The organism is Cognatishimia sp., assembly GCF_049116455.1.
Classification (GTDB): Bacteria; Pseudomonadota; Alphaproteobacteria; order Rhodobacterales; family Rhodobacteraceae; genus Cognatishimia.
The window spans coordinates 703,185-727,999 of record NZ_JAGDYW010000003.1; the positions used below are offsets into that span (position 1 = coordinate 703,185).

The 24,815-nt window shown below is 53.0% G+C and carries 23 protein-coding genes and 1 tRNA gene; 13 read left to right on the forward strand and 11 right to left on the reverse strand.

The genetic code is table 11. The features are described 5' to 3' along the window. Positions 1-17: 17 nt before the first annotated feature. Genes JXQ85_RS08470 through JXQ85_RS08485 form a run of 4 tightly spaced genes read left to right on the forward strand, consistent with a single transcriptional unit; the run spans position 18 to position 4,178 of the window. A complete protein-coding gene (locus JXQ85_RS08470; RefSeq protein ID WP_421748461.1) occupies positions 18-1,250 on the forward strand; it encodes an oligosaccharide flippase family protein in 1,233 nt (410 codons plus the stop codon). Next, complete coding sequence (locus tag JXQ85_RS08475; RefSeq protein WP_421748462.1) at positions 1,251-2,165, forward strand: glycosyltransferase family 2 protein; 915 nt, start codon at positions 1,251-1,253, stop codon at positions 2,163-2,165. A 13-nt stretch (positions 2,166-2,178) separates the two neighbouring features. Then, positions 2,179-3,153: a glycosyltransferase family 2 protein gene (locus JXQ85_RS08480; RefSeq protein ID WP_421748463.1), complete on the forward strand. Its 975-nt coding sequence runs from the start codon at positions 2,179-2,181 to the stop codon at positions 3,151-3,153. Positions 3,154-3,167: 14 nt separating this feature from the next. After that, positions 3,168-4,178: a glycosyltransferase family 4 protein gene (locus tag JXQ85_RS08485; protein WP_421748464.1), complete on the forward strand. Its 1,011-nt coding sequence runs from the start codon at positions 3,168-3,170 to the stop codon at positions 4,176-4,178. 15 nt (positions 4,179-4,193) lie between these two features. Here JXQ85_RS08485 and JXQ85_RS08490 read toward each other — a convergent pair. From JXQ85_RS08490 to JXQ85_RS08525, 8 genes are all read right to left on the reverse strand, one after another. Further along, positions 4,194-4,270, reverse strand: a tRNA-Arg gene (locus JXQ85_RS08490). A 233-nt stretch (positions 4,271-4,503) separates the two neighbouring features. Further along, the gene (locus tag JXQ85_RS08495) at positions 4,504-5,148 is read right to left on the reverse strand and encodes an aldolase (RefSeq protein ID WP_421748465.1); all 645 of its coding nucleotides are present in this window, start codon (positions 5,146-5,148) and stop codon (positions 4,504-4,506) included. Continuing rightward, positions 5,145-6,374, reverse strand: a complete 1,230-nt coding sequence (gene otnK / locus JXQ85_RS08500) for a 3-oxo-tetronate kinase (RefSeq protein WP_421748466.1) — start codon at positions 6,372-6,374, stop codon at positions 5,145-5,147. Before otnK ends, JXQ85_RS08495 begins: the two co-directional genes overlap by 4 nt. Then, entirely contained in the window at positions 6,371-7,180 is an 810-nt protein-coding gene (locus JXQ85_RS08505) for an N-acyl homoserine lactonase family protein (protein WP_421748467.1), read from the reverse strand. The genes otnK and JXQ85_RS08505 overlap by 4 nt, the downstream gene beginning before the upstream one ends. After that, a complete protein-coding gene (locus JXQ85_RS08510) occupies positions 7,177-7,458 on the reverse strand; it encodes a putative quinol monooxygenase (RefSeq protein ID WP_421748468.1) in 282 nt (93 codons plus the stop codon). The genes JXQ85_RS08505 and JXQ85_RS08510 overlap by 4 nt, the downstream gene beginning before the upstream one ends. Continuing rightward, the gene (locus tag JXQ85_RS08515; protein WP_421748469.1) at positions 7,458-8,969 is read right to left on the reverse strand and encodes a tripartite tricarboxylate transporter permease; all 1,512 of its coding nucleotides are present in this window, start codon (positions 8,967-8,969) and stop codon (positions 7,458-7,460) included. Before JXQ85_RS08515 ends, JXQ85_RS08510 begins: the two co-directional genes overlap by 1 nt. 1 nt (position 8,970) lies before the next feature. After that, positions 8,971-9,720 (reverse strand): hypothetical protein, encoded by a 750-nt coding sequence (locus tag JXQ85_RS08520; protein WP_421748470.1) that lies wholly within the window; start codon positions 9,718-9,720, stop codon positions 8,971-8,973. A 79-nt stretch (positions 9,721-9,799) separates the two neighbouring features. Then, the gene (locus JXQ85_RS08525) at positions 9,800-10,807 is read right to left on the reverse strand and encodes a Bug family tripartite tricarboxylate transporter substrate binding protein (protein WP_421748471.1); all 1,008 of its coding nucleotides are present in this window, start codon (positions 10,805-10,807) and stop codon (positions 9,800-9,802) included. Positions 10,808-10,944: 137 nt separating this feature from the next. On the opposite strand from JXQ85_RS08525, the gene JXQ85_RS08530 reads away from it, so the two are divergent. Genes JXQ85_RS08530 through JXQ85_RS08540 form a run of 3 tightly spaced genes read left to right on the forward strand, consistent with a single transcriptional unit; the run spans position 10,945 to position 13,738 of the window. Then, positions 10,945-12,042: an isocitrate/isopropylmalate dehydrogenase family protein gene (locus JXQ85_RS08530; RefSeq protein WP_421748472.1), complete on the forward strand. Its 1,098-nt coding sequence runs from the start codon at positions 10,945-10,947 to the stop codon at positions 12,040-12,042. Further along, positions 12,039-13,064: a Gfo/Idh/MocA family protein gene (locus tag JXQ85_RS08535; protein WP_421748473.1), complete on the forward strand. Its 1,026-nt coding sequence runs from the start codon at positions 12,039-12,041 to the stop codon at positions 13,062-13,064. Before JXQ85_RS08530 ends, JXQ85_RS08535 begins: the two co-directional genes overlap by 4 nt. Beyond that, on the forward strand, positions 13,061-13,738 hold the full coding sequence (locus JXQ85_RS08540) for a GntR family transcriptional regulator (RefSeq protein WP_421748474.1): 678 nt from the start codon (positions 13,061-13,063) through the stop codon (positions 13,736-13,738). Before JXQ85_RS08535 ends, JXQ85_RS08540 begins: the two co-directional genes overlap by 4 nt. A 37-nt stretch (positions 13,739-13,775) precedes the next feature. Here JXQ85_RS08540 and JXQ85_RS08545 read toward each other — a convergent pair whose 3' ends face one another. After that, positions 13,776-16,118 carry a Tex family protein gene (locus JXQ85_RS08545; RefSeq protein ID WP_421748475.1) on the reverse strand — a complete coding sequence of 781 codons (2,343 nt, stop codon included), beginning with the start codon at positions 16,116-16,118 and terminating at the stop codon, positions 13,776-13,778. A 720-nt stretch (positions 16,119-16,838) separates the two neighbouring features. On the opposite strand from JXQ85_RS08545, the gene JXQ85_RS08550 reads away from it, so the two are divergent. From JXQ85_RS08550 to JXQ85_RS08575, 6 genes are all read left to right on the forward strand, one after another. After that, a complete protein-coding gene (locus JXQ85_RS08550) occupies positions 16,839-17,753 on the forward strand; it encodes a LysR family transcriptional regulator (protein ID WP_421748476.1) in 915 nt (304 codons plus the stop codon). A gap of 158 nt (positions 17,754-17,911) precedes the next feature. Beyond that, entirely contained in the window at positions 17,912-18,772 is an 861-nt protein-coding gene (locus tag JXQ85_RS08555; protein WP_421748477.1) for an NAD(P)-dependent oxidoreductase, read from the forward strand. After that, positions 18,765-20,279 (forward strand): aldehyde dehydrogenase family protein, encoded by a 1,515-nt coding sequence (locus tag JXQ85_RS08560; protein ID WP_421748478.1) that lies wholly within the window; start codon positions 18,765-18,767, stop codon positions 20,277-20,279. Before JXQ85_RS08555 ends, JXQ85_RS08560 begins: the two co-directional genes overlap by 8 nt. Before the next feature lie 13 nt (positions 20,280-20,292). Further along, positions 20,293-21,063 carry a serine O-acetyltransferase gene (locus JXQ85_RS08565; RefSeq protein WP_421748479.1) on the forward strand — a complete coding sequence of 257 codons (771 nt, stop codon included), beginning with the start codon at positions 20,293-20,295 and terminating at the stop codon, positions 21,061-21,063. Between the two features lie 43 nt (positions 21,064-21,106). Beyond that, the gene (locus JXQ85_RS08570; protein WP_421748480.1) at positions 21,107-22,012 is read left to right on the forward strand and encodes a VOC family protein; all 906 of its coding nucleotides are present in this window, start codon (positions 21,107-21,109) and stop codon (positions 22,010-22,012) included. Further along, a complete protein-coding gene (locus tag JXQ85_RS08575) occupies positions 22,009-23,166 on the forward strand; it encodes an amidohydrolase (RefSeq protein WP_421748481.1) in 1,158 nt (385 codons plus the stop codon). Before JXQ85_RS08570 ends, JXQ85_RS08575 begins: the two co-directional genes overlap by 4 nt. A gap of 186 nt (positions 23,167-23,352) precedes the next feature. Here the strand turns inward: JXQ85_RS08575 and JXQ85_RS08580 are convergent, their stop codons facing one another. Both JXQ85_RS08580 and JXQ85_RS08585 read right to left on the reverse strand, forming a co-directional pair. Then, positions 23,353-23,736: a hypothetical protein gene (locus tag JXQ85_RS08580; RefSeq protein WP_421748482.1), complete on the reverse strand. Its 384-nt coding sequence runs from the start codon at positions 23,734-23,736 to the stop codon at positions 23,353-23,355. Between the two features lie 185 nt (positions 23,737-23,921). Continuing rightward, complete coding sequence (locus tag JXQ85_RS08585; protein WP_421748483.1) at positions 23,922-24,797, reverse strand: haloalkane dehalogenase; 876 nt, start codon at positions 24,795-24,797, stop codon at positions 23,922-23,924. Positions 24,798-24,815 lie beyond the last annotated feature (18 nt).

Genomic DNA, 24,815 nt, shown 5'->3' on the forward strand with positions numbered 1-24,815 from the left:
ATGTACCGGAGTTTTTCATGTTTACCGAGTTGAAGCGGTCCAAAACCTTTCTGTCCCACCTGACCGCCTACGGCGCGTCGGAAGTGGCCAGCAAATTGTCTCGCCTCTTTGTGGTGATCATGGTGGCGCGCCAACTGGGCGCGGAACAAATTGGGCTAGCCGCCGCGGCACTCGCTGTTTGTGACATCCTAAAGAGCCTAACGGAAAACGGCATCGGACAACGCGTGATCGCTGCTGCGCAATCTGATTTGCAAGCCATCACAGCCCGCGCACATCGCCTATTTTGGCAAACAACAACAGGGCTCTTCCTACTTCAGCTCTGTGTGGCAGCGTGCTTTGTTTGGTTTGGTCACGCTTTCATTGGAGCGCTGATCGCCCTCGCTGCTTTGGAATATCTGTTTATGCCAGCGGGCCTTGTTCAGGCCGCCCTTGCAATGCGCGAAGGCAAGCTAAAACAAACCGCTGCGATTGCAGGCACGCAGATTGTATCCGCCAATCTCATCTCTGTGGCGCTTGTGCTGGTGTTCCCGTCTGCCTTGGTTCTTGTTTTGCCAAGAGTTTTGACAGCGCCGATCTGGTTGATAGCCATGCGTCGCCTGCGTCCATGGTCGCCAGATCAATCAACCCCGGCCCCAACCGGCGATTTTTTAAGCTTTGGTCTGCCAATCATTGGCACCTCTTTGATCAACGCTTTGCGTCTGCATGCCGATAAGTTGGTGATCGGAGCGCTTCTCGGCGCTCAGGGGTTGGGTGCCTATTTTATGGCCTTCAACGCTGGTCTGAGCATTGCGATCTCTTTTGTTGCGGCATTTGATAAAGTTGTCTTTCCTCACCTTTGCAAAACCGATGGCCAGACCGCTCGCAGCATCGCGCTCATGGGCATTGTGATGATCAGCCCTGTTGTTGCCCTACAAGCGCTGTTTGCCCCAATCTATGTACCCATATTATTGGGTCCCGACTGGGCCTTTATCTCGCCAGCGGTTTCAATCCTGTGCCTTACGGCGATCCCATTGACCCTTTGGTCTGCCGCCGCCGCAGAGCTGCGCGTTACAGGTCGCAGCGGGCTAGAGCTGGCGATTACCTTTGGGGCAACCCTAACTTGGTTGGCGTGTGCATTCCCCGCCGCAACCTTGGGCCTCACGAGCCTCGCCACCACTCATCTGATTGTAATTGCAACCATTCTTGGCCTCGCCTCGCTACATATCTTGTTTCGCAGGCCGTCACATTTCCTTATGAAGCAAGAGGTTTAAATGCCATTTTTTTCTGTCATCATGCCCTGCTACAACGCCCAAGCTACATTGCTAAGTGCGGTAGAAACACTCTGGTCTCAAACGTTTTCAGATTGGGAACTCATCTGCATCAACGATGGGAGCCAAGATCAAACGCCAAATCTTCTAGATGCGCTAGCGGATGAAGATCCTCGGATCAAAGTGCACCACATCGCCAATCGAGGGCCTTCAGTTGCGCGCAATGTTGGTGCAGCGTTAGCCACAGGCCGTATCCTCAGTTTCCTGGACGCAGACGATTTGTGGGAGCCTGAAAAACTTGCCCAATTGTCTGCAGTTTTTGCAGATCAAGAGATTGGCGGTGCCTTTGGGGAAGTAAGCTTTTTTGACACTCCCGGATGTGAAGTGACCCGGTCAAACGTACCAAGTCGGTCCCTAACAATCCCCCACCTCATGGGGGAAAATCCGGTCTGTACCATGTCGAACTTTTCTTTGCGCAGGCAAGCGTTTCTTGACCATGGTGGCCTTGCGCACGGCTTTGTGCACAACGAAGATTTGGAATGGCTCATTCGTCTTGTCGGTATGGGCGTGCGCATAGAGCCAATTTCAAAACGTCAGGTTTGGTACCGTAAATCTGACGAAGGGCTGTCCGCTGATCTTGAAGCAATGGCGAGGTCACGTCAGCAGGCGTTGCGCACGGCCAAGTATTTTGGGTTTGTACCCACCGCCGCGCAAAACGCTGTCTATCTGCGATACCTCGCCCGCCGCGCGTTACGGCTCGAGAAAAACTCCACTGCGGCGATGTCTTATGCCGCGCGCGGTCTAGCAGAAAACCCACGCGCCTTTTTATCCCCTCCGCATCGCGGAGCGGCGACTGCATTGGCCGCGCTTGCAGCCCCAATCTTACCCAATGCCCTACGTCGCAATCTGTTTTCCTGAACTGGAGGTTCCCATGCCCAAAGCATCCATCATCGTCCCAGCCTTCAATGTTGAGGCCACAATTTCGGAAACGCTGAAATCTCTGCAGGACCAATCCCTGCGCGATATCGAAATTCTGATCATCGACGATGGCTCGACCGATCACACCAAAGAGGTTGTTGCGCCTTTCTTAATGGATCGCCGCATCCGCTATGTGCATCAAGCCAATCGAGGCCTCGCTGGCGCGCGCAATCGTGGTATCGAAGAAGCGAGCAGTGACATCATCGGATTTTGTGATGCAGATGATCTTTGGCATCCGGACAAAGCGCGCCGGCATGTGGTGCATTTTGCAGAAATCCCCCGCCTTGGCGTAAGCTACGCTGGTTCGGAATTGATTGATGATGAAGGACGTAAACTGGGCATTCGTCAGTCACCGCGCCTAAAGCAGATCACGGCAGAACATATTTTAAAACGCAACCCAATCGGCAATGGATCAGCAGCCATGCTGCGGCGCCAGGCGCTGATGGATATCGCAAGCCGCACCTCACACAATGCGCGCGCTTATTATTTTGACGAGAGTTTTCGCCAATCCGAAGACATTGAATGCTGGCTGCGTCTTGCTTTGATCACCGATTGGAAAATCGAAGGCATTCCAGGTCACCTCACATCTTACCGTGTGGCACTGTCTGGCCTGTCGGCAAATACCGACCGGCAACTGGCCTCTTGGGGCAATGTGATCAACAAACTGCGTGGCCTGCACCCGCGCTTCTTTGCGCAACACGAAAACGCCGCGCGCGCCTATCAGCTGCGTTATCTGGCACGCCGCGCCATCAGCAGTGGCGATGGAGAAACTGCCACAGCCTATTTACGGTCTGCAAACCAATTGTCGCTAGAACCTTTGCGCAGAGAGCCGGTGAAAACCCTCACCACGCACTTCGCTGCTTGGATTTTAAATCGTTTGAATTTCAACCCACTGTCATTGCGCGCCAAAGCGCCAGTGTCACGCTAATCGGAGGATTGACTATGACCATTACAATTACCCACCTACTTGATGATGCCACCCCAGGCGGCGTGACACGCGTTTTGGATCACCTTTGTACCTCCAAAGCCTTGAATAAAAACGTGAAACACCAACGCGAAATGGTACAGGATCGCGGCCGCTGGCCCAGGTTTGAAGGCGAGGTTATCGTCAGCCATCTCGCGATCAAGTGGCGCAATCTTCCAGCGCTCATGGCCCTACGTGCAAAACATCCGCAGGCTAAATTAATCCACGTTGAACACAGCTATACCCAGCGTTTTACTGCGCTGAATGTGCCGAAACGAGATCGGTTTTACACGTTGCTGCGCACGGCCTACGCCCTATTTGATCGTGTCGTTTGTGTCAGCCGCGCACAGGGCAGTTGGATGGCGACCCGCGCCCTCGTAGATGATGCCAAACTGCGTATAATCCGCTCTGCCGTCGATCTGACAGATCTTGCTGCACTTTCAACGCCAAAAGGCCAGCCAAAAACCGTGGGTTTGATCGGCCGGCTTCATGATCAAAAGGGATTTGATCAGGCCATCGCGGCATTTAAACTCATCGACGACCCGACCCTAACCCTTAAGGTTTTTGGATCCGGTGCCGAGGAGCAAAACCTGAAAGCCTTGGCCGGCAATGACCCGCGTATTTCCTTTGAAGGGTTCTGCCACTACCCAAGCGACGCCATCAATCAAGTTGATCTGGTTGTGATGCCTTCACGATGGGAAGCCTACGGCCTCGTCGCGCAAGAAGCCCTAGCAGCAGGGCGTCAAGTATTGGTGGCCCCAGTTGATGGGTTGCTTGACCAAATCGAAGACGGAGCTGTCGCAATCTCGGGCCTCGGTACGCAAGTTCTGGCCTCCGATATCCAACGCATTCTATCAGCGGAGCCTTCAAACCAGATCGATCAGCGCGCGTTTGCGGCCAACAGCAAAGCAACATTTGAGACAGATTGGAACCGCCTAATCAAAGAGGTTTTAGCGCAGAACCTAGACGCAGCTCGCCAAGCCGCGTGAAAAATCATGAGTAAATGGCGATCCCTGAAGGACTCGAACCCTCAACCTGCTGATTAGAAGTCAGCTGCTCTATCCAGTTGAGCTAAGGGACCGCACTTATGGCAAGGTTTCTAACAGCCACCGGTCGATGTCAACGCGTTCTGGCGGCTCATTCACAACTTAATCGCTAATGGCCCGAAGTGTGAGTGAAATGGAACAAGACCTAAAGAGCAGGATCGAATTTCAAATTACGTCTTTGGTCGCAGCCAGGTTCAGCACTTGGCTGCGATTGGCTGAATGACGGAGGTATATTAGAAGCGGCATTGCACTTTCTGCGATCTGGTTCTTACCATTCCACATTAAACTTGGAGACGACGGCTTTGATCTGCGGTTCGGTTAAAAGCGTTGGCGACAGTCTCTGTGTCAGCAAACTTAATTTTGCCGCCTCCTCCAATTCCTCAGAGGCAAAAACCGCAGATCTAAGATCTTTGGCCGAGACGACCGGACCATGATTGGCAAGCAATACAGCCGCCCGCGTTCCATTGAGCGCTTTCACCGCTTCTCCCATCCCAGCGTCCCCGGGCACAAAAAACGGTAAGAATTTCACCTTCCCCAGCAGCATAATGGCGTAAGGGGTGACGGGGGGTATAGCATTATCCGGATCGATACCCGGCAACATAGATAAGGCAACGGCGTAGGAAGAATGCAAATGCACCACGGCACGGGCCTGATTGCGCGTTTCATAGAATGCGGCGTGAAGCGGAAGTTCTTTGGTGGGCCGATCACCGCTAATGTACTGAAACCTCTGGCCTAAAAGACTGATATTGGCTGGATCAAGAAACCCCATCGAACTGCCGGTGGGCGTCACCAGATAGTTACCATCTGATAGGCGCATCGAAAGATTCCCCGTCGCGCCGCAGGTCAAACCACGATCAAACAGCGACTTGGCGAGCTGACAGATCTCTTCTCGTGCTTGCGCTTCTTCGCTCATGCTTCAGTCTCCATCAAATCCAGCGCGGATTGGAAAAAGTCGACCGCACCGAAGTTGCCCGATTTAAGCGCAAGGGCGAGGTTTTGATGTTTCACTTTGACAATCGGCACCCCGGCGGCTGCTCGATGACCTATTTCCAAAGCCTTTGCATCAAGCCCGTTAACCACGGCCCCCGATGTTTCTCCGCCTGCCACAACAATACGTGTCACGCCGCTTTGCACCAACAAGCTGGCGAGATTTGAAAATAGGGTTTCGATGGCATGAGCCGCAATGTCTGATCCAAAACGCTGCTGCGCCGATTGCACGACCAGAGGGTCCGCCGAAGAATACACAAGTGGAGTATGCGTTTGCTCCATCACCCAATCGCGCAGAATTCCCGCGGTGAGCGTTCCGTTCACCGCAGCCTCTGCTGTGACTTCAAAGGAAGGATTGCTTTGTCGGAACAAAGCGACCTGACCACGTGTTGCACGAGAACAGCTGCCACTGATGACAACACCTGCTCCGGTTACCGGTTCCCAGGACGGAGGAGATTTTTTGCATCCGAAGTTGCTCGGCAAACCCAAGGCGATGCCCGATCCACCACAGAGTAGTCGCTGATGTCTGGCCGCCTTTCCGATACACAGTAGGTCCGCATCATGGATTGCGTCTACGATAACCATGGACTGGGATTTTGGTAGCACGGCCTCGATTGCTGCTGCGCCCTGCGTCACAATCTGTGAGGGGATGTGGGACACATCCCAAGTGGTCTGCGCCCCTAAAACGCGCCTCAAATCTGGATCTTTCATCGGTGTCAGCGGGTGATCTTGCATCCCGCTTTCATTCAGCAGCACGTCATTTACAAACAGATGCCCCTGATAGACGCTGCGGCCGTTTTCCGGGAAGGCCGGGCACGTCAGGATTAGCTGCGCTCCAAGGTGTTCAGCCAAAGCTTCCAATACCGGACCTATGTTGCCTTCAGAAGTGCTGTCAAACGTAGAACACACTTTCAAAACAATCTGCTCAGCACCCTGCGAAAGCAACCACTCACAAGCTGCAAGACTGTCAGCAATCGCCTCGCTGACAGGTGCGGTCCGAGACTTCAGTGACACCACCCCTGCACCAAGTGCCGGATCGCTATCCTGCGTCGGCACACCAACAAATTGCGTGACGGACATGCCAGCCTCAGCAATGGTCAGCGCGATATCCGATGCGCCGGTAAAATCGTCTGCGATTACGCCTAGTTTCATTTTGGAATCTCTGAAATTGGACCGGCATCCAAACGTCGCACGTGGGCTGCCAATCCCATTGGGAAAATCTGGCCAACAATTGGATCGTGACCCGGAATGATCAGCTCTGGTCGCGATGCCAAACGCTGCAAGGTGTCAAAACCATCCATCATGTTCTGGAGGTCCACGACGATTGGGAAAGGTTTGCGCGCCATAAAATTTTCGTAATAGTGCGCCGCATCAGAGGCGAGAACCATCCAACCTACCTGAGTTCTTACGCGCACGGCCTGCAAACCTCTGGAATGTCCACCGATGCAATGCACGGTGACCCCGTCTGCAATTTCTGCATCGCCGTCATGGAACGTCAACTTACCTTGATAAAGCCGCAAGACAGCTTCGCAGATATGGCCGGCAGTGAAGGGCGCGCGCAGGGTGTCGTGACACATGCAAGGCCCTGTTGCGAAAGCCATTTCCGCGGCTTGAAGATGAAGGTGTGCCTTGGGAAACAAAGCCAGCCCTCCTGCATGATCATAGTGCAGATGGGTGACGATGACCTCGTCAATATCATCTGGTTTCAAATCGAAAGGAGCCAGCGCCTCGCCTGGGTCTATGCGTATTGGTCGCCCGCGCAGTTTGGCTTCGGCGTGATCATAGCCGGTATCGACAAGGATCGTGCGTGCGCCATCACGCAGCAGCCACATGAAGTAATCCATGGCATGTGGTGCATCGTGATTGTCATCAAAAATGAAGCTATCTGCTCGCGTGCGCGCGTTGCGATCCGCATATTTGATGGCATGAACTTCCCAAGTTCCTGTCGTTGCACTCATCGGATAACCTCATCATATAGCCGCACCTGTTTGTCTGCGACCATATCAGCGACCGCTGCATCAAAGGCTAAAAAATGATCGCTGTCGAGGTGGACATCGAAGGCTGCCCTGTCTTCATAGAGCTCATAAAGGAAAACCTCTGGTCCGTCCTTGCAGATGTCAAAGACATGGCAACCGGGTTCCTTTTGCAACGATGTTACAGCGTTATCTTTCATCAAAGGAAGAAATGCGTCGACGCACTCTGTTTTGATTTGAAACGTGACCAAAACAGCAAACATCAGCTGCCCCTCCGCCGCAGACGCGCCACACCGCGTTTAAGAGCCGGAATTTGGGCCGCGATCAGCGCAATGTTCATGGTCAGCAAAATGGCTGCGCCAGGGCGAGAGATAAAGACGCCCAGATTGCCGTCTGACAAGAACAACGATCGACGGAAAGTTTCATCAAACAGCCCTCCCAAGATGACACCAATCACCAATGGCGCAATCGGATATTTCATCATGTTCATAAAATAGGCCACAAATCCGACGCCAATCATCAGATAGAGATCGTTGATACCCCCTCCGACGCTGAACGATCCAATCGCGGTCAGTACCATGACAATTGGTAGGAACACCGTCTGTGGGATGCGCAAAATTTTGATGAAGAACTTTGCTGTGAACAATCCCAGGATAAACATAGTGAAAGACGCCAGAACCATAATCGCCACAACCCGCAGAATGATCGAAGGATCAATGGTTGGTCCAGGAATGACGTTGTTGATTTTAAAGGCCCCCATCAGAGCAGCAGCGGGAGGTGACCCCGGAATGCCCAAAACCAAGAGCGGAATTAGCGCGCCGCCAATGCAGGCATTGTTCGCTGTCTCTGAAGACAGCAACCCCTCAAGTGATCCTTTGCCGAATTTATCGCCTTCCTTGGAAACGGTTTTACCCACGCCATAGGACACCCAGCCCGCAACGTCTTCGCCAACGCCGGGCAAGGCCCCTACTCCGGTTCCAATAACTCCCGACCGGGTGATGGTCGGCATATACCGGCGGATCGCAGCAAGATTTGGCAAAATACGACCCTGCAAGGCGACGATCTTGCCAACTTCGGCATGGCGCAACCCGTCAATGATTTGAGGCACCGCAAAGGCCCCCATCAGTACAGGCACAACTTGAAATCCTGACAGCATATAAGACCAGCCAAACGTATAGCGCGGCTCGGACAACAAAGGATCAAGCCCAACCATTGCCATAGCCAACCCTATTAGACCGGCGATCCAGCCTTTGATCACAAGGTCCTCACTCATCAAAGTGCCCGAAAGCAAAATGCCAAAGAGCGCAAGCAATGCCTTTTCAGGACTCGCGATGTTCTGAGAGATCAGCAGCAAGACCCAGACAAAGATCAACAGGGCCACCGTTCCAATCAGCGTTCCGATAAAACTGGCGGTTGTTGTCAGACCAAGCGCTTCCCCGCCGCGCCCAGCTTTGGCAAGCGGATGTCCGTCCATGGCTGTCGCAGCACTGGCAGCGGTGCCGGGAATATTGAGCAAAATCGATGGGTATGACCCACCATAAATGGCCCCAACGTAGGCGCCGAGCAATGCGATTAAGGAATAGTCCAACGGGATCTTATTGCCGAAGAACCCGGTGAGGATTGTCACAGCCAAAGTTGCAGTCAGACCCGGTAACGCACCGAATGTAATGCCTAAAAAGACCGAAACGATCAGATAGGCATAGGTAAGCGGATCAATCACAAGGGCGATAAATTCGGTCCCGAAACCCGCCAGCTGAGAAAGTACGAAATCCATCTTAGCGGCTCCAGATCGGTTTGATGTTTACAAAGTATTGGTACTCGATCTGCTTAAACAGCAGCCCGCCGCGGTTGGGCACGTTTTGTCGAAAGCCAAAGGCCATGGCCAATACCAGAATGACTGGGGCGACGATCGCGATGACTGGGATAATGCGTGACACACGATCTTTGCCGTGGCGCACCAATATCCACACAGTCAAAGCTGCCCAAAGCGCAAGCGTCAGCCAGTCATCCGCGTGCAGGTTCCAAGTTGATCGCGGCAAATAACCTACCAATGCATAGGTACCTGGAAGGGCCACGAACCCTGTGACCAAAACCATGCGTTCGGGTTTGCCGCCGTGATACCCATGAATGAGCGCCGTGATTAAAAGCCCCGAACTAATGATGAAATCAACGCGCGGCACCAAGCCGACAATGTAGAAAAAGAGGATGATCGCGAGCGTTCCAAAACGCAGTGCTTCAATTGGGCTCCAGCCGATGCCAACAGCCGTCAGCGCAGATTTGGCACCCCCTGCTTTGATTGAAGTTCGCAACAGAGCCAACGACAGGATCAAAAGCGCGCCAAAAATGCCAAACGGCACAAGTGCTGCTGAATTATACCAATCCGCCCCGCTGACACCTGCTCGGTTCTGCCCGAACAGCGGAATAGAAGATGTCCGCCAAAGAAAGAAAACTGACAAAAAGAACAAAGCAATCGCTCCCCAAAAATCTCGGGCGCGAAGGATGTCCTTGTCGCTAGGAGAGTCCACATTTACCTCCAGAAAGTAAGCCCTATCGGGCGAAGTCAGGGCGCAACCGAGATTGCGCCCTTTAGGGTTAGTGCCGAGTTTATGGCTTATCGATACCCAAAGATGCTGGATCGACAGTCGTCGCGCCAAGATCTTTCAGAGTGTATGCGAATGTGCTTTCCAGATTGGAAAAGAGCGCCTGCGCTTCTTCGCCGTACTGACCACCAACATCATAGTTGTTCGCTGTCGCCCATTCCGCGACCACATCGGAGTCGATTGCCGCTTCAAACGCTGTACCCAATTTAGCCTTCACATCATCAGGTGCGGAATTGTGCACAGCAAACCCAATCGCCTGTTTCAACGGCAGGTATTTTTCAAGCCCATCATAGATGTCAAAGGCAGACGGTACTGTCATACCAGCGATGTCTGCAGTGTCTGGTGTCAGCATCGCAAGAGGCTTCAACTTGCCACCTTCAATCAATGCGGCCTGTTCAGCCAATGAGGTCACGACAAGAGCAACTTCGCCGGCAATTGCGGCTTCTTGGCCCGGTGCTGAACCTTTGTAAGGCACAAATTTGAACGTCGCATCTGCGCCGTTTTCAATCGCCAACAAGTTCAGGTGGTGGATGGAACCCGCCCCTGAGGCCGCAGCTGGAATTGTACCGGGTGCTGCCTTGGCTGCGTCGACCAGCTCGGCCAAAGTATTGTACGGGCTGTTTGCAGGAACAGAAATAAGATCTGGCGATCCGCCCACAATGAATGGGTACCAGTAGTCGAATTTTTGATCCCAGCCGCCTTGGACCGCTGCCGTTACGTTGGATTCAGACAGGCCTACCAGCGTGTATCCGTCATCAGCTTGGTTTTGCACATAGACCATGCCATTTGACCCAGCGACACCACCGGTTTGGTTAATGACGTTAATTGAGACAGGCAGATGCTTTTCCATCTCTGCCATGATCATGCGGTTGATGGAATCGGTGCCGCCGCCAGCGCCCCAAACCACAGCCGTGGTGATGTCACGATATGGGTAATCCTGAGCCATTGCCGCTCCGGCTAGGCCAGTCGCAAGCACTGTCATTCCAGCAAATTTTGCAAAGTTGAGTTTCATCCGATGTCGTCCTCCCAGACTCAATGCGTTTTTTGTTGCATTTATTTACGTATGCATTAATAAATTTTTTGTCAACATAAATGCGCAACACAGCGCTGAAAGCCCGAAGGCAAGTATTCAGAAAGGGAACAGTGTCTATGAGTAAGACATATGAAATCGCGGTCTTTTCAGGGGACGGAATTGGACCGGAAATCACTGATCCCACGGTGAAAATTCTAAAAAACCTGTCTGAATCATCCTCGGAATATGCTTTGAACTTTAACGCTGTAGAAGCAGGTGCAGCGCATTACGCAGCCACAGGCGAATCGCTCCCAGCGCAATCCATCAAAACTGCGAAAAAGGCGGATGCGATTCTATTATCCGCCATGGGATTGCCTGATGTGCGCTATGCAGACGGCACCGAAATCTCTCCGCAAATCGATTTAAGAAAGCAGCTTACCCTTTTTGCAGGCGTACGCCCTGTCACCGTCCGTGCAGGTCAAAACTGCCCGTTAATCCTGCCCGAAGGCAAAGAAATCGACTTCGTTTTAATCCGTGAAAGCACGGAAGGGCTGTTTCATTCTCAAGGCTGCGGAGAAGTCACCAAAGATGAGGCTCGGGAAACCCTTCTGATCACCCGCGATATTTCAGAAAAACTGTTCCGCTTTACCTTCGAGCTGGCAGCTAACCGCAAAAAAGCCGGGCGGGGTCCTGGTCGCGTCACCTGTGTCGACAAAGCCAATGTGTTTCGCGCATTTGCATTCTTCCGCGAGCTGTTTGACAAAGAGGCCGAACAGCATCCAGATCTGAATGCCGACCACGCCTATGTCGATGCGACGGCCCTTTGGATGGTGCAAAAACCGTGGGACTTTGATGTGCTGGTCACAGAAAACATGTTTGGCGATATTCTTTCAGACCTCGGCGCGGGTCTGATGGGGGGGCTTGGCGTAGCACCCTCTGCCGACATCGGTCTTGAACATGCTATGTTCCAACCCTGCCACGGCTCAGCCCCTGACATTGCAGGGCTTGGGTATGCCAACCCGTTTGCAATGATCCTATCAGCAGCAATGATGCTAGAATGGCTCGGCATTAAGCACGATAACGACGCCCTTATTGCGGACGGTAATCGGTTGCGCAGCGCTGTAGAAGCTACGATCTCGAAAGGCGATGTTCTCACACGCGATCTAGGCGGCTCTGCGACAACCAACGAAGCTGCTACTGCCGTGCAATCACTTTTGGAACTGGAAATCGCATGAGCCAAAAGATCAAAGTCGCATGTATTGGAGCTGGCTATTTTAGCCAGTTTCACTATGGCAGCTGGGCCCGCATGGATGACGTCACCCTTGTAGGCTCCTGCAATCGCGACATTGAAAAAGCCCGCGCGACGGGCCTTCCAGCCTTTTCAGATCTCGCTGAGATGCTGAAAGCCACCACGCCAGACTTGTTGGATATTATTTTGCCGCCTATCGCGCATGCCCAAGCCATCAAAACAGCACTAGATGCTGGTGTGAAAACGCTAATTTGCCAAAAACCCTTTTGCCGCAGCCTGACAGAGGCACGCGATATGATTCAATCTGCAGATCGGGTCGGTGCAAAAATCATTGTACATGAGAACTTCCGGTTCCAACCCTGGTATCGCCGAATGAAAGATGTGCTGGCGTCGGGGCAGATCGGCGACGTGCAACAATTGACCTTCCGTCTGCGTCCCGGTGACGGGCAAGGACCAGAGGCATATATGGATCGCCAGCCCTATTTCCAAGAAATGCAGCGATTTCTCATACATGAAACAGGGGTGCATTGGGTGGACACCTTTCGCTACCTGCTGGGGGAACCCACTGCCGTCTATGCTGATCTGCGCAAAGTGAACCCTGTGATTGCTGGGGAAGACGCGGGGATTGTTCTATTTGATTATCCTAATGGCGTTCGCGCAATGCTTGACGGAAACCGCAATCTGGATCACGCCGCAGACAATCTTCGTCGGACCATGGGCGAGGCGTTGGTGGAAGGCACAGAAGGCTCGCTTATACTACGCGGCGACGGTTCGCTTGCGCTGCGCGATTTTGGACAGACAGATCAGATAGAAATTCTGCCTCCCGATACTTGGGACGGGTTTGGCGGCGACTGTGTGCATCTCTTGCAGAGCCATGTGATTTCTGGCCTATTGAATGGCACCGCGTTAGAAAACGAAGCCAAAGACTACGTTCGTGTTATCGAGATTGAAGAAGCCATTTATCAATCGGCAGCGACCGGACAGAAAACCGCATTGGGGATGGTGTGAACACAGCCGCAGATAAGCCAATTTCAAACACGCAGCGCGCCCTGCTGATGATGCGTGATATGATTTTCAGCGGCGATCTTGCCGCTGGGTCGGACCACCTTGAAAGCGAGCTGGCCGAGCGTCTAAGCATGTCGCGCACACCCGTTCGGGAAGCGGCTTTGATGCTTGAAAGTCAGGGGCTGTTGGAACTTCGCCCCCGCAAGGGCATCAGAGTTTTGCCGATTTCGCCAGAGGATATGGAAGAAATCTATGATGTTTTGACAGAGCTAGAGTGCCTTGCTGCGCGCAAGGCCTCTGAAAAAAACTATGGGCATGACGATCTGAAAATCCTCGCCCAGACCATCGACGCAATGGAAGAGGCCCTGACGGTTGATGATCGAGAAACTTGGGCCAAAATGGATGACCAGTTTCACAATGAACTGGTACGTCTGGGAGGGAATTCGCGCGCGCAAACCGTGTTTGAATTGATGAATGACCAAGTGCGTCGGGCGCGTTCGGTCACCCTATTCATGCGCCCTATGCCTTTGAAATCCAATGAAGATCATCGCAATCTCTTTGAAGCGATTGCCGAAGGAAATGCCCAGCGTGCCGATGAGATCCATAGATCCCACCGCCAGAACGCGAAACTCATGATGCTGGAATTGCTGCACAAGTTTCGCCTGAGCAGCCTTTAGGTTCACGAAAGACTTTAGGCTGAACGTCTCACCAGCCCTAGTCTTTCCGCATCGCCGCTTTTAGGGCATCTCCAAGGGCCCCAAGTTCATTCTGTTTTGGGTTCCGGGTTCCCGATCCGCGCTGATGTGCGGACCCTCGTTGTGCCGATTTGGTTTTATGACCGCCCGGCTTGCCTTTTGCCGACTGCCCCTTCTTGGTGGCACTCGCGTCAGCCGTGTTGCCTGCGGCACGCATCGTCAATCCGATACGTTTGCGCGGGACATCAATCTCAGTGACGCGTACGGTTACAACATCCCCGGCTTTAACGATCTCATGTGGGTCTTTCACAAACTTATCAGCCAACTGGCTGACATGTACCAACCCGTCCTGATGCACGCCGATATCCACAAATGCTCCGAAGGCCGCCACATTCGTCACGGTGCCTTCCAACCGCATTCCTGGTTTGAGATCTTTGATATCCTCAACACCTGAGGCAAATTTTGCTGTTTTGAACGCCGGACGCGGATCACGCCCAGGCTTTTCAAGTTCAGCGAGAATATCAAGAACTGTTGGGAGGCCAAATTGATCGTCAACAAACGCTTCTGCACTGACACCGCGAAGCGCTTCCGGCTTACCCATGATATCGCGCAGATCACGCCCACAGGCATGCGTGATACGGCGTGCGACATCATATGATTCAGGGTGAACCGAAGAGGCATCTAGAGGCTCTTCTCCATCGCGAATTCGTAAGAATCCCGCACATTGCTCAAAGGCTTTCGGGCCAATACCAGCAACTTTCAAAAGCGCTTTACGCGAACCAAAGGCGCCGTTCGTATCACGATGTGCAACAATGGCTTGCGCCGAGGAGGCGCCGAGCCCAGCCACATGGGTCAACAGCGGCGCTGAAGCGATATTAAGATCAACACCCACTGCGTTAACAGCGTCTTCAACAACGCCCTCCAAAGCCTGTGCCAAACGTCTTTGATCAACATCATGTTGATATTGCCCAACACCAATGCTTTCTGGCGTGATCTTAACAAGTTCAGCCAGTGGATCCTGCAACCGGCGCGCAATGGACACCGCGCCACGCAGGCTCACATCAAGATCAGGGAATTCCTGCGCCGCTAATTCAGAGGCAGAATAGACCGAGGCCCCGGCTTCAGAGACCACAATCTGCGTTGGCTTTGGACCGTCGATCAGTTTCAACGTATCTGCTACCAGTCGGTCGGTTTCGCGACTTGCTGTACCATTGCCAATCGCGATCAATTCGACCCCGTGTCGTTTGACCAGTTCAGCGATCTTGGCCCCTGCCCCGCGTACGTCCATGCGGGGTTGAAATGGATACAACGTGGCTGTTTCAAGCAACTTACCCGTCGCGTCCACAACTGCGGCTTTTACGCCGGTCCGAATGCCCGGATCCAGCCCAAGCGTTGCGCGATTGCCAGCAGGAGCCGCCAGTAGCAAGTCTTTCAAATTCCTAGCAAAAACCGCAATCGCCTCTTCATGGGCACGACGGCGCAGGTCGGTCATCAGGTCAATATACATCGACAGTGATAGCTTAACGCGCCAGGTCCAGCCAGCCGCGTCGCGCAACCACTGATCCCCCGCCCCCTCTCCAAGCTCACCGATGGCAAGGCAAACAATCCCTTGAGCGCGCTCTGTTCCCGTCTCTAGTTCAGGCTCAATCGAGATTGTGACGATCTCTTCCTTAGCGGCCCGAAGGATGGCAAGCGCACGGTGAGACGGAATATCCGCCCATTTCTCTGAATGGTTAAAATAGTCAGAAAACTTTTTACCGCTTTCTTCTTTGCCCGGCAGCACCTGCGCCGATATCCGCGCTTCACGCATCATGAAATCCCTCAGCGCACCCAACAGATCGGCATTCTCAGACAGTTCTTCTGCAAGGATATCACGTGCCCCCATCAGCGCAGCCTTCACCGTATCAACTTCGGCTGAAAGATAGGTCTCAGCATGGGTTTGCGGATCAACATTAGGAGCGCTTTGGATGGCGCGCAAAAGCGGCTCAAGACCGTTCTCGCGGGCAATCATCGCTTTGGTGCGACGCTTGGGTTTGAAAGGCAGATAGATATCTTCAAGCGTCGATTTCGTTTCTGCGCCAATGATTTGGCGGCTGAGGGCATCGGTCAACTTGCCTTGGGATTTGATCGATTCAAGGATGGTTTTGCGCCGCGCCTCAAGATCGCGCAAATAAGTCAGGCGATCCCCCAGTGTTCGCAATTGGGTGTCATCTAGTCCGCCAGTTACCTCTTTGCGGTAACGCGCCACAAATGGAACCGTCGCACCACCATCCAGCAATTCAATCGCAGATACAACCTGCTCGGATCGGGCGGAAATCTCGGTCGCGATAACCTTGGCAATGCGGTCACTTACAGAAGACAATAAGACGTTCCTTGTCACAGGAGGGACAAACCCTCATTCAAAACCCACATATAACCAAGACGCTTTCGCACCTAACTCAGGAGGCTTTGATCAGTTAATCTGGTATTTTAGTTCTAAATCTTACCTTCGTACTGCTGAGTACAAAATGTAGATCGGGCTAAAGTTATCTCCAATCGCCCAAAAATACCATTATAATTCAATCCGTTATTTTTCACTAAAATTGGCTGGGAACAAAGACTTCGTAGGGTGGTTTATTCATTGCTGGAAATGAGATGCACACGCTTTCAGAGTGCTTTTCGTAAGTGATTTAAGGTAAAAAAAAATCGTCCCACCGCTCTAAGTCACAAGAATTTGGCGTGCATAGAGACCTTGTTGGTCTGGTTTTGAGCGTTTCCAAGCAAGAAATACGAATCGCGCAACAACATTGAACGGTTGTGTCCGCCCCTTTGTTATCTTAGCGGGAGATAGCCGTGAGTGAGAGTGGGGGCGCCCATTTGAAAACTATATGCCGCGAGGCGGAGAATGACGGCTCTAAGACATTTTTGAGAAAACAATACACTGGACGATCGGCCAATAAAAGTGGCTGAGACAACGGTGACATTCAATTGAATTAGGTAAGATGATCAAATCTGATAGGAGTCTAGAGCATCACTGTTGTTGCACCAAACGTCGAGCGATAGTACTCAAAACCAAGCAAAGGCTCCTCAAAAGTTGATTAAAATGGACGACAAACTTGCAAGGACTTTCATCAAAGTTTGCCAGGAAGGGTCGATACGTGCGGCTTCAACTGCACTCGAGCAAGAGCCCTCCACGGTCAGTCGCCATGTTTCAACCTTAGAGGCGCAGCTGGCGATCCCCCTATTGGAACGACGTAAAACTGGCGTTCGGCCGACGGAAGCTGGTGAGCTTTTCTTAGCTTACCTGCGTCGTAACCGAGCCGAATTCGAAGCCCTGATCGGAGAATTTGATGCGCTTCGCGGCCTCAAACGCGGAAAAATCAACTTAGCAGTGGGCGATGGCTTCATAAGCGACTTGCTTAAAAACACGCTGCCTAGCTTTCAGGTCGCCTACCCCCAAATCACCTTTAGCATGCAGAGTGGTCCGACTGAATCAGTATTGCAGGACATTCAAAATGACGCTGCCCATCTTGGTTTTGTCTACAACGCCGGACCTGATCGCACGTGTAAGGTCATTGCGAAAAAAGCGCAGCCGCTTGAACTGCTTGTGAGCCCGAAGTCTGAATGGGCAAATACGTCGTCTTCTGTCTCCATCGATCGTTTGGCCGCGTTGCCGATGGCCCTGCTGATGCCCGGTTCTGGAATCGGCGCGATGGTGCGGGATGTTGAGGCAATCTATGGCGTCAGGTTCAATGCAGTTTTGGAGGCAAACTCTTTGGCAACGATCCGCAACTTTGTGCGCGAAGGTCTTGGCGTTGCGATCCTTCCGCCCTTTGTTGTCGCAGGCGAAATCGCCGATGCAACAATCACGACGATACCAATCGACGTACCAGAGTTTTCCCAGGGTGAGGCTGCGCTAATTTCTCGATCTGGACGCCGCCTGCCGGAGGCCGCCATCAGGCTCGCAAATCATGCAAGTCGCAGTATGAATGCCTTTGGACATGCGGTTCAATCCTAGTCCACGGCAAATGCACCCAGCATGTGTTGCATAAAATGCAACACAATTTCCGATCTACAGCAATTCCCAACAAGCCTAGCCTGTTCCAATCTGCAAATGAGGAGCTGGGAACACCTGTCGTTTCCGATCTCCAATCATTCCGTTGGAAGGGACAATTAATGATCGGTCTTATCGGCCTAGGTGCCATGGGCGGCGGTTACCTCGCGCGCCTGACAGAGCAAAACCAAACCGTCTTGTGTTTTGACGCAATGCCAGAAGCCCGCGAACGCGCTGCAGTAATGGGCGCAGAGATCGCCGCATCGCTTCAAGAACTTGGCAGCAAAAGCGACACCATTATCCTTTCCCTCCCAAAGGCTGCGATTGTCGAAGCCGTGATGAATGACCTCGGGCCGCATCTGAAATCAGGCACCGTTGTGATCGATACCTCCACTTCGGAACCAGACACCACCAAGCGTCTTGCCCGGATTGCTACTGACAACGGATATGTTTTTCTGGATTGCCCGGTATCCGGTGGGCCCATCGGCGCGCGCACAGGCACAATGACCATGGTTGTTGGCGGTGATAAGGCTGCCTTTGAATCCGTGAAGCCGATCTTGGATCAAATGACCGGAAAGCTTATTCATATCGGCCCATCAGGTGCTGGGCATACCGTTAAGATTGCGAACAACCTTTTGTGTGCGGCAAATCTTGTTCTCATGAGCGAAATGGCGCAGATGGCGGAACGTGCGGGCATTTCCATCGAGGAACTTCTGACCGGCATCAACGCGGGTTCTGGTCGTTCTGGTGTCAGCGAAGTGAATTTCCCGAAATGGATCACCAACGGTGCGTTTGATTCAGGCTTTACCATGGGGCTGATGCGCAAAGATGTTGGGCTGGCCACGGATTTGGCTGAACGGCTTGGCATTGATCTGCCAGCCACAAGTGCCGTCGCAAATATCTGGGAGCAAAGCCGGGAGATGCTGGAGGACAGCGCCGACTTCAACGAGATTTTCAAATACAGAAAGCGTTCCAATGCTTGATCGCATCAAACACTACACCTCTCATTGCGCGAACCTCGGTTTAAATCCAGTTCCGCAAAGCTATGTAAATGGCGCTTTTGTCGACGGCACGGGACAGCCGATCACGCTAGAAGACCCGTACACGCGGACGGTTTTAGCGACATATAATGATTGTGGTGCCGAGATCGCGAACACGGCCTGTGTCGCCTCTGAAGAGGCGCAGAAATCCTGGATGACGGATTTCACTGCAGCGGGCCGCGGCGTTGTGATGCAAAAGATCGCGACTATCGTTGAAGAACGGCTTGAGATCCTTGCGCAGCTTGAAACCGCTGTTTCTGGCAAACCGATCCGGGATTGCCGGGTCGAAGTGTCCAAAGTTGCGGAAATCTTCCGCTATTACGCGGGCTATGCAGACAAGCTCCATGGCGAAGTCATTCCCGTTCCAAGCGGACACCTAAACTACACATTACGTGAACCACTGGGGGTTATTTTCCAAATCACGCCCTGGAACGCGCCTGTGTTCACTGCAGCTTGGCAAATCGCGCCAGCGATTGCCTGCGGCAATGGCGTTGTGCTCAAACCTTCCGAATTGACCCCTTCCACCTCTCTCGCACTTGGTGCGATCTGTGTCGAAGCAGGTGTGCCTGCAGGCCTTGTCAATATTCTTGCGGGTCTGGGCCCGACCGCAGGTGAAGCCGCCATTGCCCATGATGCCGTGCGTAAAGTTGTCTTTGTGGGCTCTCCTGCAACCGGCCGCATTGTTGCGACCTCATCAGGGAAAGCCCTAAAACCAGTGGTACTTGAACTGGGTGGGAAATCCGCAAACATCGTTTTTGAAGATGCTGATCTAGAAGCGGCCTGTCGCGGTGCGCAGGCAGCGATTTTTGCCACCGCTGGACAGAGTTGCGTTGCGGGCTCTCGTCTATTGGTTCAAGCTTCCATCAAAGACAAATTCCTGAGAATGGTTGCGGACGGCATGAAGCAACTCGCGGTTGGTGACCCTCTGAGCGAAGACACGGAAATTGGCCCGATCAGCAACCGACGGCAATTTGATCACGTCACCTCAATGATCGGAAAAGCCGCCGATGATGGCGCGACAGTGATCGCGTCGGATGATGCTTTTGGCGATGCGTTGGTTGTGCCTCCGACAATCCTTGCTGATCTACCACCTTCTTCTGATGCCGCGCAAAATGAAATCTTTGGCCCGGTTGTAACAGCGCTTACTTTCGAAGATGAAGCGGATGCAGTGCGGATCGCAAACAGCACGGATTTTGGTCTTGCTGGCGCAGTTTGGACAAACAATGTCAGCCTGGCTCATCGCATGGCTGCAAAAGTGCGCGCTGGGACCTTCTGGGTGAACGGGTATAAAGCGATCCATGTTTCAACCCCATTTGGCGGCTCGCGCTCATCTGGCTTTGGGCGATCCAGTGGCATGGATGTGCTGATGGAGTATACAGAGCCTAAGAGTGTTTGGGTGGAAACATCAGAGGTTCCTCGGGTTGCCTTTGGTTACGCTCCGAGCGAATGAAAGGCCCGCAATTATGAAGCCGCAGAACGGATCTGAGGAAAATCTTGTCAAAGATATCCAACGTTTGTTTACCACGGAGCCCGCGCTTCGGACGATATATGGGTTCGCAGAGTCAGAAATCACGACATCTGCAGAGGTACTGGCTGCGGTTCTGGCCGGGTTGACACAAGACAAGGACGCGCGCCGCACGGTGCGCGATCTGGCGAACGAAGCCTTTTCCGAAGATCCAGACGTCGTTGCTTTGGCAGTCGAAGATCTGATGGCCACAGCCGAGCGCGACATTGATGTGGGCGGCATTGGAAATGTGTTGCTTTTTGCGCCTGGCCTGCAGGGGCTGTTGTCACAGCGGGTGTCGCGCGCGCTTTTGCTGCAAGGGCGGGAAACCGCATCTGCAGCGGTAAAGGCATTGCTTGGCCGCACGCTCAACATTGATCTTGCACCGCAAGCCATCATTGGGCGTCGTGTTTGGATTGATCACGGCCTCGGCGTGGTTGTCGGTCGGACCGCGATCATTGAAGACGATGTCAGTCTTTGGCACGGGGTCACGTTGGGTTCCAACTTGGTGGACACTGGTGCGCGTCGCCACCCAAAGATCGGCAAAGGTGCGGTGCTTGGGGCCTATGCGACCATCTTGGGTGGTATCGAGATCGGCGCGGGCGCGATTGTTGCCTCTGGCGCCATCGTCACCAGAGACATCCCCGCAGGCGTCACGGCCTATGGGGCCAAGGCCACAGTGCGCGAACGTGGGCAAAACAGTTTCAGCGGATTTAATGCCGCCAAATGACATCCCAAATGTAACTGAAACACTCTGGTTCGGAGATGAAAACTTGGCTCACAATCTAGGTATCGACCATCCGTTGGTCGCGGTTCGTGATCTTAACGCCGCCATCGAAACTTACCGTAGCCTTGGTTTCCATATCGCGCCTCCCGGTCAGCACCCGTGGGGCACATCGACCGCATTGGCGCTGTTTCGTAACCAACTTCTAGAACTGGTGAGCGTCGGGGATGCTACTCTTTTGGATGGGTATGAAACCAATGGTTTTCTCTTTGGGCGTCACATTGAGAGATACCTTGAGACCTCTGAAGGGGTCGCTCTGTCTGCCTTGTTCACAGAGGACGCAGAGGCCGAAGTAGCCGCGCTCAGCGCGCGCGGTATCACCTGCACGGGCACGGTGGATTTTGGTCGAGATGTTATCCGATCTGATGGTCAGCCTGATCGCACCAAAACCACGTTGAAGGTTTTCCGCAACGACACCCTGCCTCGCCTTTCGGTCTTTGCCTGCCAGCAACATCGACGGGACCTATTGGAATTCCCAGACCGGATGGAGCATCCAAATGGCAGCCACGGCTTTGAGGCGGCGACCATTGCTTCAGAAGACAGCGACAGCGCATCCGTTTTGGAATGGCTTATTAATCTTCATGGATCAGACGTGACCAAAGACGCAGATGGATTCACTATGGTGCAAACCACAAATGGGTTTTGGCGCGTGATGAATCCAGACCGGTATCAAACATTCTACGGAACGGAGCTTCCGGCCAATTATCTGGCGGATGGACCACGTGTGGCCGCGCTGGATGTACGTGTTTCTGATCTTGCGGTCTTCAATTTAGCAGCCATTGCGCCCTCGGTCCCCTTAACCCAAATCGGCGATGCGCTGGTTGCGAATGACATGTCAAAACTCGGCGGGATCTCAATGCGTTTTGTGGCCCGACCAAAGCAGCGAGCTGAATGATGATCACTAGGTTTGCACCTGAACACATCACTGAGGCCATTGCGCTGCGGCGCGACCTTCATCGGCATCCAGAACTTGGCTTTGAAGAAACACGGACCTCAGAGGTGATCGCCCGTTTGCTGGATGGTTGGGGTTTCAAGGTCACAACCGGCGTGGCAAAAACCGGTGTTGTCGCCACATTGGGGGATGGAAGTGGCCCCGCGCTTGGCCTGCGGGCAGATATTGATGCGCTGCCAATTCACGAGCTCACAGGCGCTGAATGGGCGTCGCAGACCCCTGGAAAAATGCATGCCTGTGGCCATGATGGACATACGGCTACTTTGCTTCTTGCTGCGCGCGAACTCGCGAATTCCGGCACCGGTGGAACGCTTCACTTGATCTTTCAGCCTGCCGAAGAAAATGATGCGGGTGCGCGTGAGATGATAGCCGATGGCCTGTTTGACCGTTTCCCTTGCGATGAGGTCTACGGCCTACACAACTGGCCTAGCCTAACTGCAGGTACATTTGTTGCGCATGACCGCGACATGATGGCGGCCTTTGCGATTTTTTCGGTAAAGCTTACGGGCCGTGGCGGCCATGCGGCGATGCCCGAACAAAGCGATGAGGTGATCGCTGCAGTGACGCGGTTGACGAATATGCTGCAGGACATCCCTGCCCGCTTTCTGTCTCCGTTAGATCCCGGCGTCATCTCTGTGACGCAGGTGAATGCGGGAACGGCTTGGAATGTTTGCCCAGACACAGCGGAACTGCGCGGGACGATCCGCTGGTTCTCGGATACGGCAAATACCGAGCTTGAAAAACAGTTCCGTCGCGCAACAGAGCATATTGTAGCCGCCTATGGATGCACGGTTGAGATCGACTATCAGCGGCGCTATCCGGCAACCGTGAATACGCCAGCCTGCGCAGAAATAGCGCGCTCAGTTGCGGCTGAGATGGGGCTGGATCAACCTGCTGTAACTGCATCCATGGCGTCTGAAGATTTCTCATTTATGCTGCAGGAGGCCAAAGGTGCATATGTTTGGCTTGGCACCGCGCAATCTGACAACACCCCTGGCCTTCACTCACCCTACTTCGATTTCAATGACGAGATGCTCGGTATTGGAGCTGAATTTTGGTGCAAGCTGCATGACAAGTTTTTTACGCACCTTGGCTAGCCGAAATTTCGTTTGATACAAATCAGCGATTTTCAGACGGTTGCCAGAAGCATCTTAGAAAACGCATTTGGCGTGAGTTTTCTTAGAAAACGTAAATTGGCTTAGCCCTTCCCAATATCGGTTCATCACACAACAATTTTGTGAAAGGCGACCTTCGCATTACTTGTGATCCTCAGCTTACTAGGGTTAACGAACGCGCCACAGGAGAAGTTCCCACAGCGAGCGTTGGGATGTTTTGATCGCGCCCATAATCAAAATCATCCCTGCGGTCATATCAAAGGCTACAAACGCATAGCGAGCGACATCTTCGAGGTTAATGCTGATCGCATAAGCCGTCGCACTAGATGCAAAAATGCGAACCATACCGTTCCAGAACAGGACCGGAGCGCGCTCAGGTAAGTTATGAGTCGCCCAAACAAGTAAGGCCGCCGTCATGATCAAGAACCCCGCCAGTGCGAAGGACATTGAAAAGCTCTCAGGTGTCGGGTTGCTGATCGCTGTGGCGATGATTGCCGGCGCAAATAAAACCATATTCAGCGCGGCAAGAACCATTACTATTATTTTAAACATTTTTACTCTCATATTGATGGTGCATTTTGTAATTAGTGAGTTGAGCTCCAATCACGCAAAGCTTGTCCAGTTTCTTCGAGGGAACCCCGTTACATAAGGTGGAGACCTGCGGCGGAACCCACAGCCAGATTGCGGAATGGTTAACTGTCCGCCATTCCGCCTTGAAAGGCTCACCTTGGTCTGTGTTAAAGCGTCCCGAACCAGTCCCGAATGGCTGCACCGATTTCATCGGGTGAATCTTCTTGAATGTAGTGAAGACCAGGAACCGTGACTTCACTGACATTGGAAAGGCTTCGTGCGTAATCGCGAAGCTCACCAGTCAGGATGATACCTGGCTCAGCATTTACAAACAGCTTGGGAAGATCAGTCTTTCCAAGCCATTCCGAATATGCGTCAACCACAGCCGCTACTTCAGGCGGATCGCCTGCAATCGGGATCTGACGAGGGAAGGTTAGCATAGGCCGGCGATCTTCACCCCCGTTTAGATATGGGCGACGATACTCGTTCATTTCTTCTTCGCTTAGATCGCGCATAACCGCTGCAGGGATGAAACCTTCGACAAAGATATTGTTTTCCAGAACCATTTCTTCACCAGCCGGCGAACGGAAGCCCGCAAACAACGCACGTCCTTCATCCGTAAATGAATCCCAGTTTTGCAATGCTTTAACCGCAGCTTCCATAAAGGCGATGCCTTTCACGGCGTGTTCGTTTTTGCTGGCCCATTCAAACCCTAACGAAGAGCCCCAATCATGCAGCACGAGTGTGACATTTTCAGTCACGCCAAGCTGTTCAAGCAATGCAAACAAGTATTTGCTCTGTTCTGCATAGGTGTAGCGGTCAGGACCGCTGTTCTGGAGCTTGTCGCTATCGCCCATACCGATCAAGTCGGGCGCAATCAGGCGGCCTTTGCCCGCGAGATAGGGCATGATGTTGCGCCATAGGTAAGACGAAGTAGGATTGCCGTGCAGGAAGACAATTGGGCCCCCTTCACCCTCTTCGATATAGGCCATCTGGCTACCAAAGACTGTGGCGAATTTCTTTCGATCACGAAAACTAGACATAGTGGTTTCTCTTTTTGT

What these genes read in the sequence shown, in the direction of transcription:
- JXQ85_RS08470 (WP_421748461.1), top strand. Translation starts at nt 18, where the DNA reads ATGTTTACCGAGTTGAAGCGGTCCAAAACCTTTCTGTCCCACCTGACC.
- JXQ85_RS08475 (WP_421748462.1), top strand. Translation starts at nt 1,251, where the DNA reads ATGCCATTTTTTTCTGTCATCATGCCCTGCTACAACGCCCAAGCTACA.
- JXQ85_RS08480 (WP_421748463.1), top strand. Translation starts at nt 2,179, where the DNA reads ATGCCCAAAGCATCCATCATCGTCCCAGCCTTCAATGTTGAGGCCACA.
- JXQ85_RS08485 (WP_421748464.1), top strand. Translation starts at nt 3,168, where the DNA reads ATGACCATTACAATTACCCACCTACTTGATGATGCCACCCCAGGCGGC.
- JXQ85_RS08495 (WP_421748465.1), bottom strand. Translation starts at nt 5,148, where the DNA reads ATGAGCGAAGAAGCGCAAGCACGAGAAGAGATCTGTCAGCTCGCCAAG.
- otnK (WP_421748466.1), bottom strand. Translation starts at nt 6,374, where the DNA reads ATGAAACTAGGCGTAATCGCAGACGATTTTACCGGCGCATCGGATATC.
- JXQ85_RS08505 (WP_421748467.1), bottom strand. Translation starts at nt 7,180, where the DNA reads ATGAGTGCAACGACAGGAACTTGGGAAGTTCATGCCATCAAATATGCG.
- JXQ85_RS08510 (WP_421748468.1), bottom strand. Translation starts at nt 7,458, where the DNA reads ATGTTTGCTGTTTTGGTCACGTTTCAAATCAAAACAGAGTGCGTCGAC.
- JXQ85_RS08515 (WP_421748469.1), bottom strand. Translation starts at nt 8,969, where the DNA reads ATGGATTTCGTACTTTCTCAGCTGGCGGGTTTCGGGACCGAATTTATC.
- JXQ85_RS08525 (WP_421748471.1), bottom strand. Translation starts at nt 10,807, where the DNA reads ATGAAACTCAACTTTGCAAAATTTGCTGGAATGACAGTGCTTGCGACT.
- JXQ85_RS08530 (WP_421748472.1), top strand. Translation starts at nt 10,945, where the DNA reads ATGAGTAAGACATATGAAATCGCGGTCTTTTCAGGGGACGGAATTGGA.
- JXQ85_RS08535 (WP_421748473.1), top strand. Translation starts at nt 12,039, where the DNA reads ATGAGCCAAAAGATCAAAGTCGCATGTATTGGAGCTGGCTATTTTAGC.
- JXQ85_RS08550 (WP_421748476.1), top strand. Translation starts at nt 16,839, where the DNA reads ATGGACGACAAACTTGCAAGGACTTTCATCAAAGTTTGCCAGGAAGGG.
- JXQ85_RS08555 (WP_421748477.1), top strand. Translation starts at nt 17,912, where the DNA reads ATGATCGGTCTTATCGGCCTAGGTGCCATGGGCGGCGGTTACCTCGCG.
- JXQ85_RS08560 (WP_421748478.1), top strand. Translation starts at nt 18,765, where the DNA reads ATGCTTGATCGCATCAAACACTACACCTCTCATTGCGCGAACCTCGGT.
- JXQ85_RS08565 (WP_421748479.1), top strand. Translation starts at nt 20,293, where the DNA reads ATGAAGCCGCAGAACGGATCTGAGGAAAATCTTGTCAAAGATATCCAA.
- JXQ85_RS08575 (WP_421748481.1), top strand. Translation starts at nt 22,009, where the DNA reads ATGATGATCACTAGGTTTGCACCTGAACACATCACTGAGGCCATTGCG.
- JXQ85_RS08580 (WP_421748482.1), bottom strand. Translation starts at nt 23,736, where the DNA reads ATGTTTAAAATAATAGTAATGGTTCTTGCCGCGCTGAATATGGTTTTA.
- JXQ85_RS08585 (WP_421748483.1), bottom strand. Translation starts at nt 24,797, where the DNA reads ATGTCTAGTTTTCGTGATCGAAAGAAATTCGCCACAGTCTTTGGTAGC.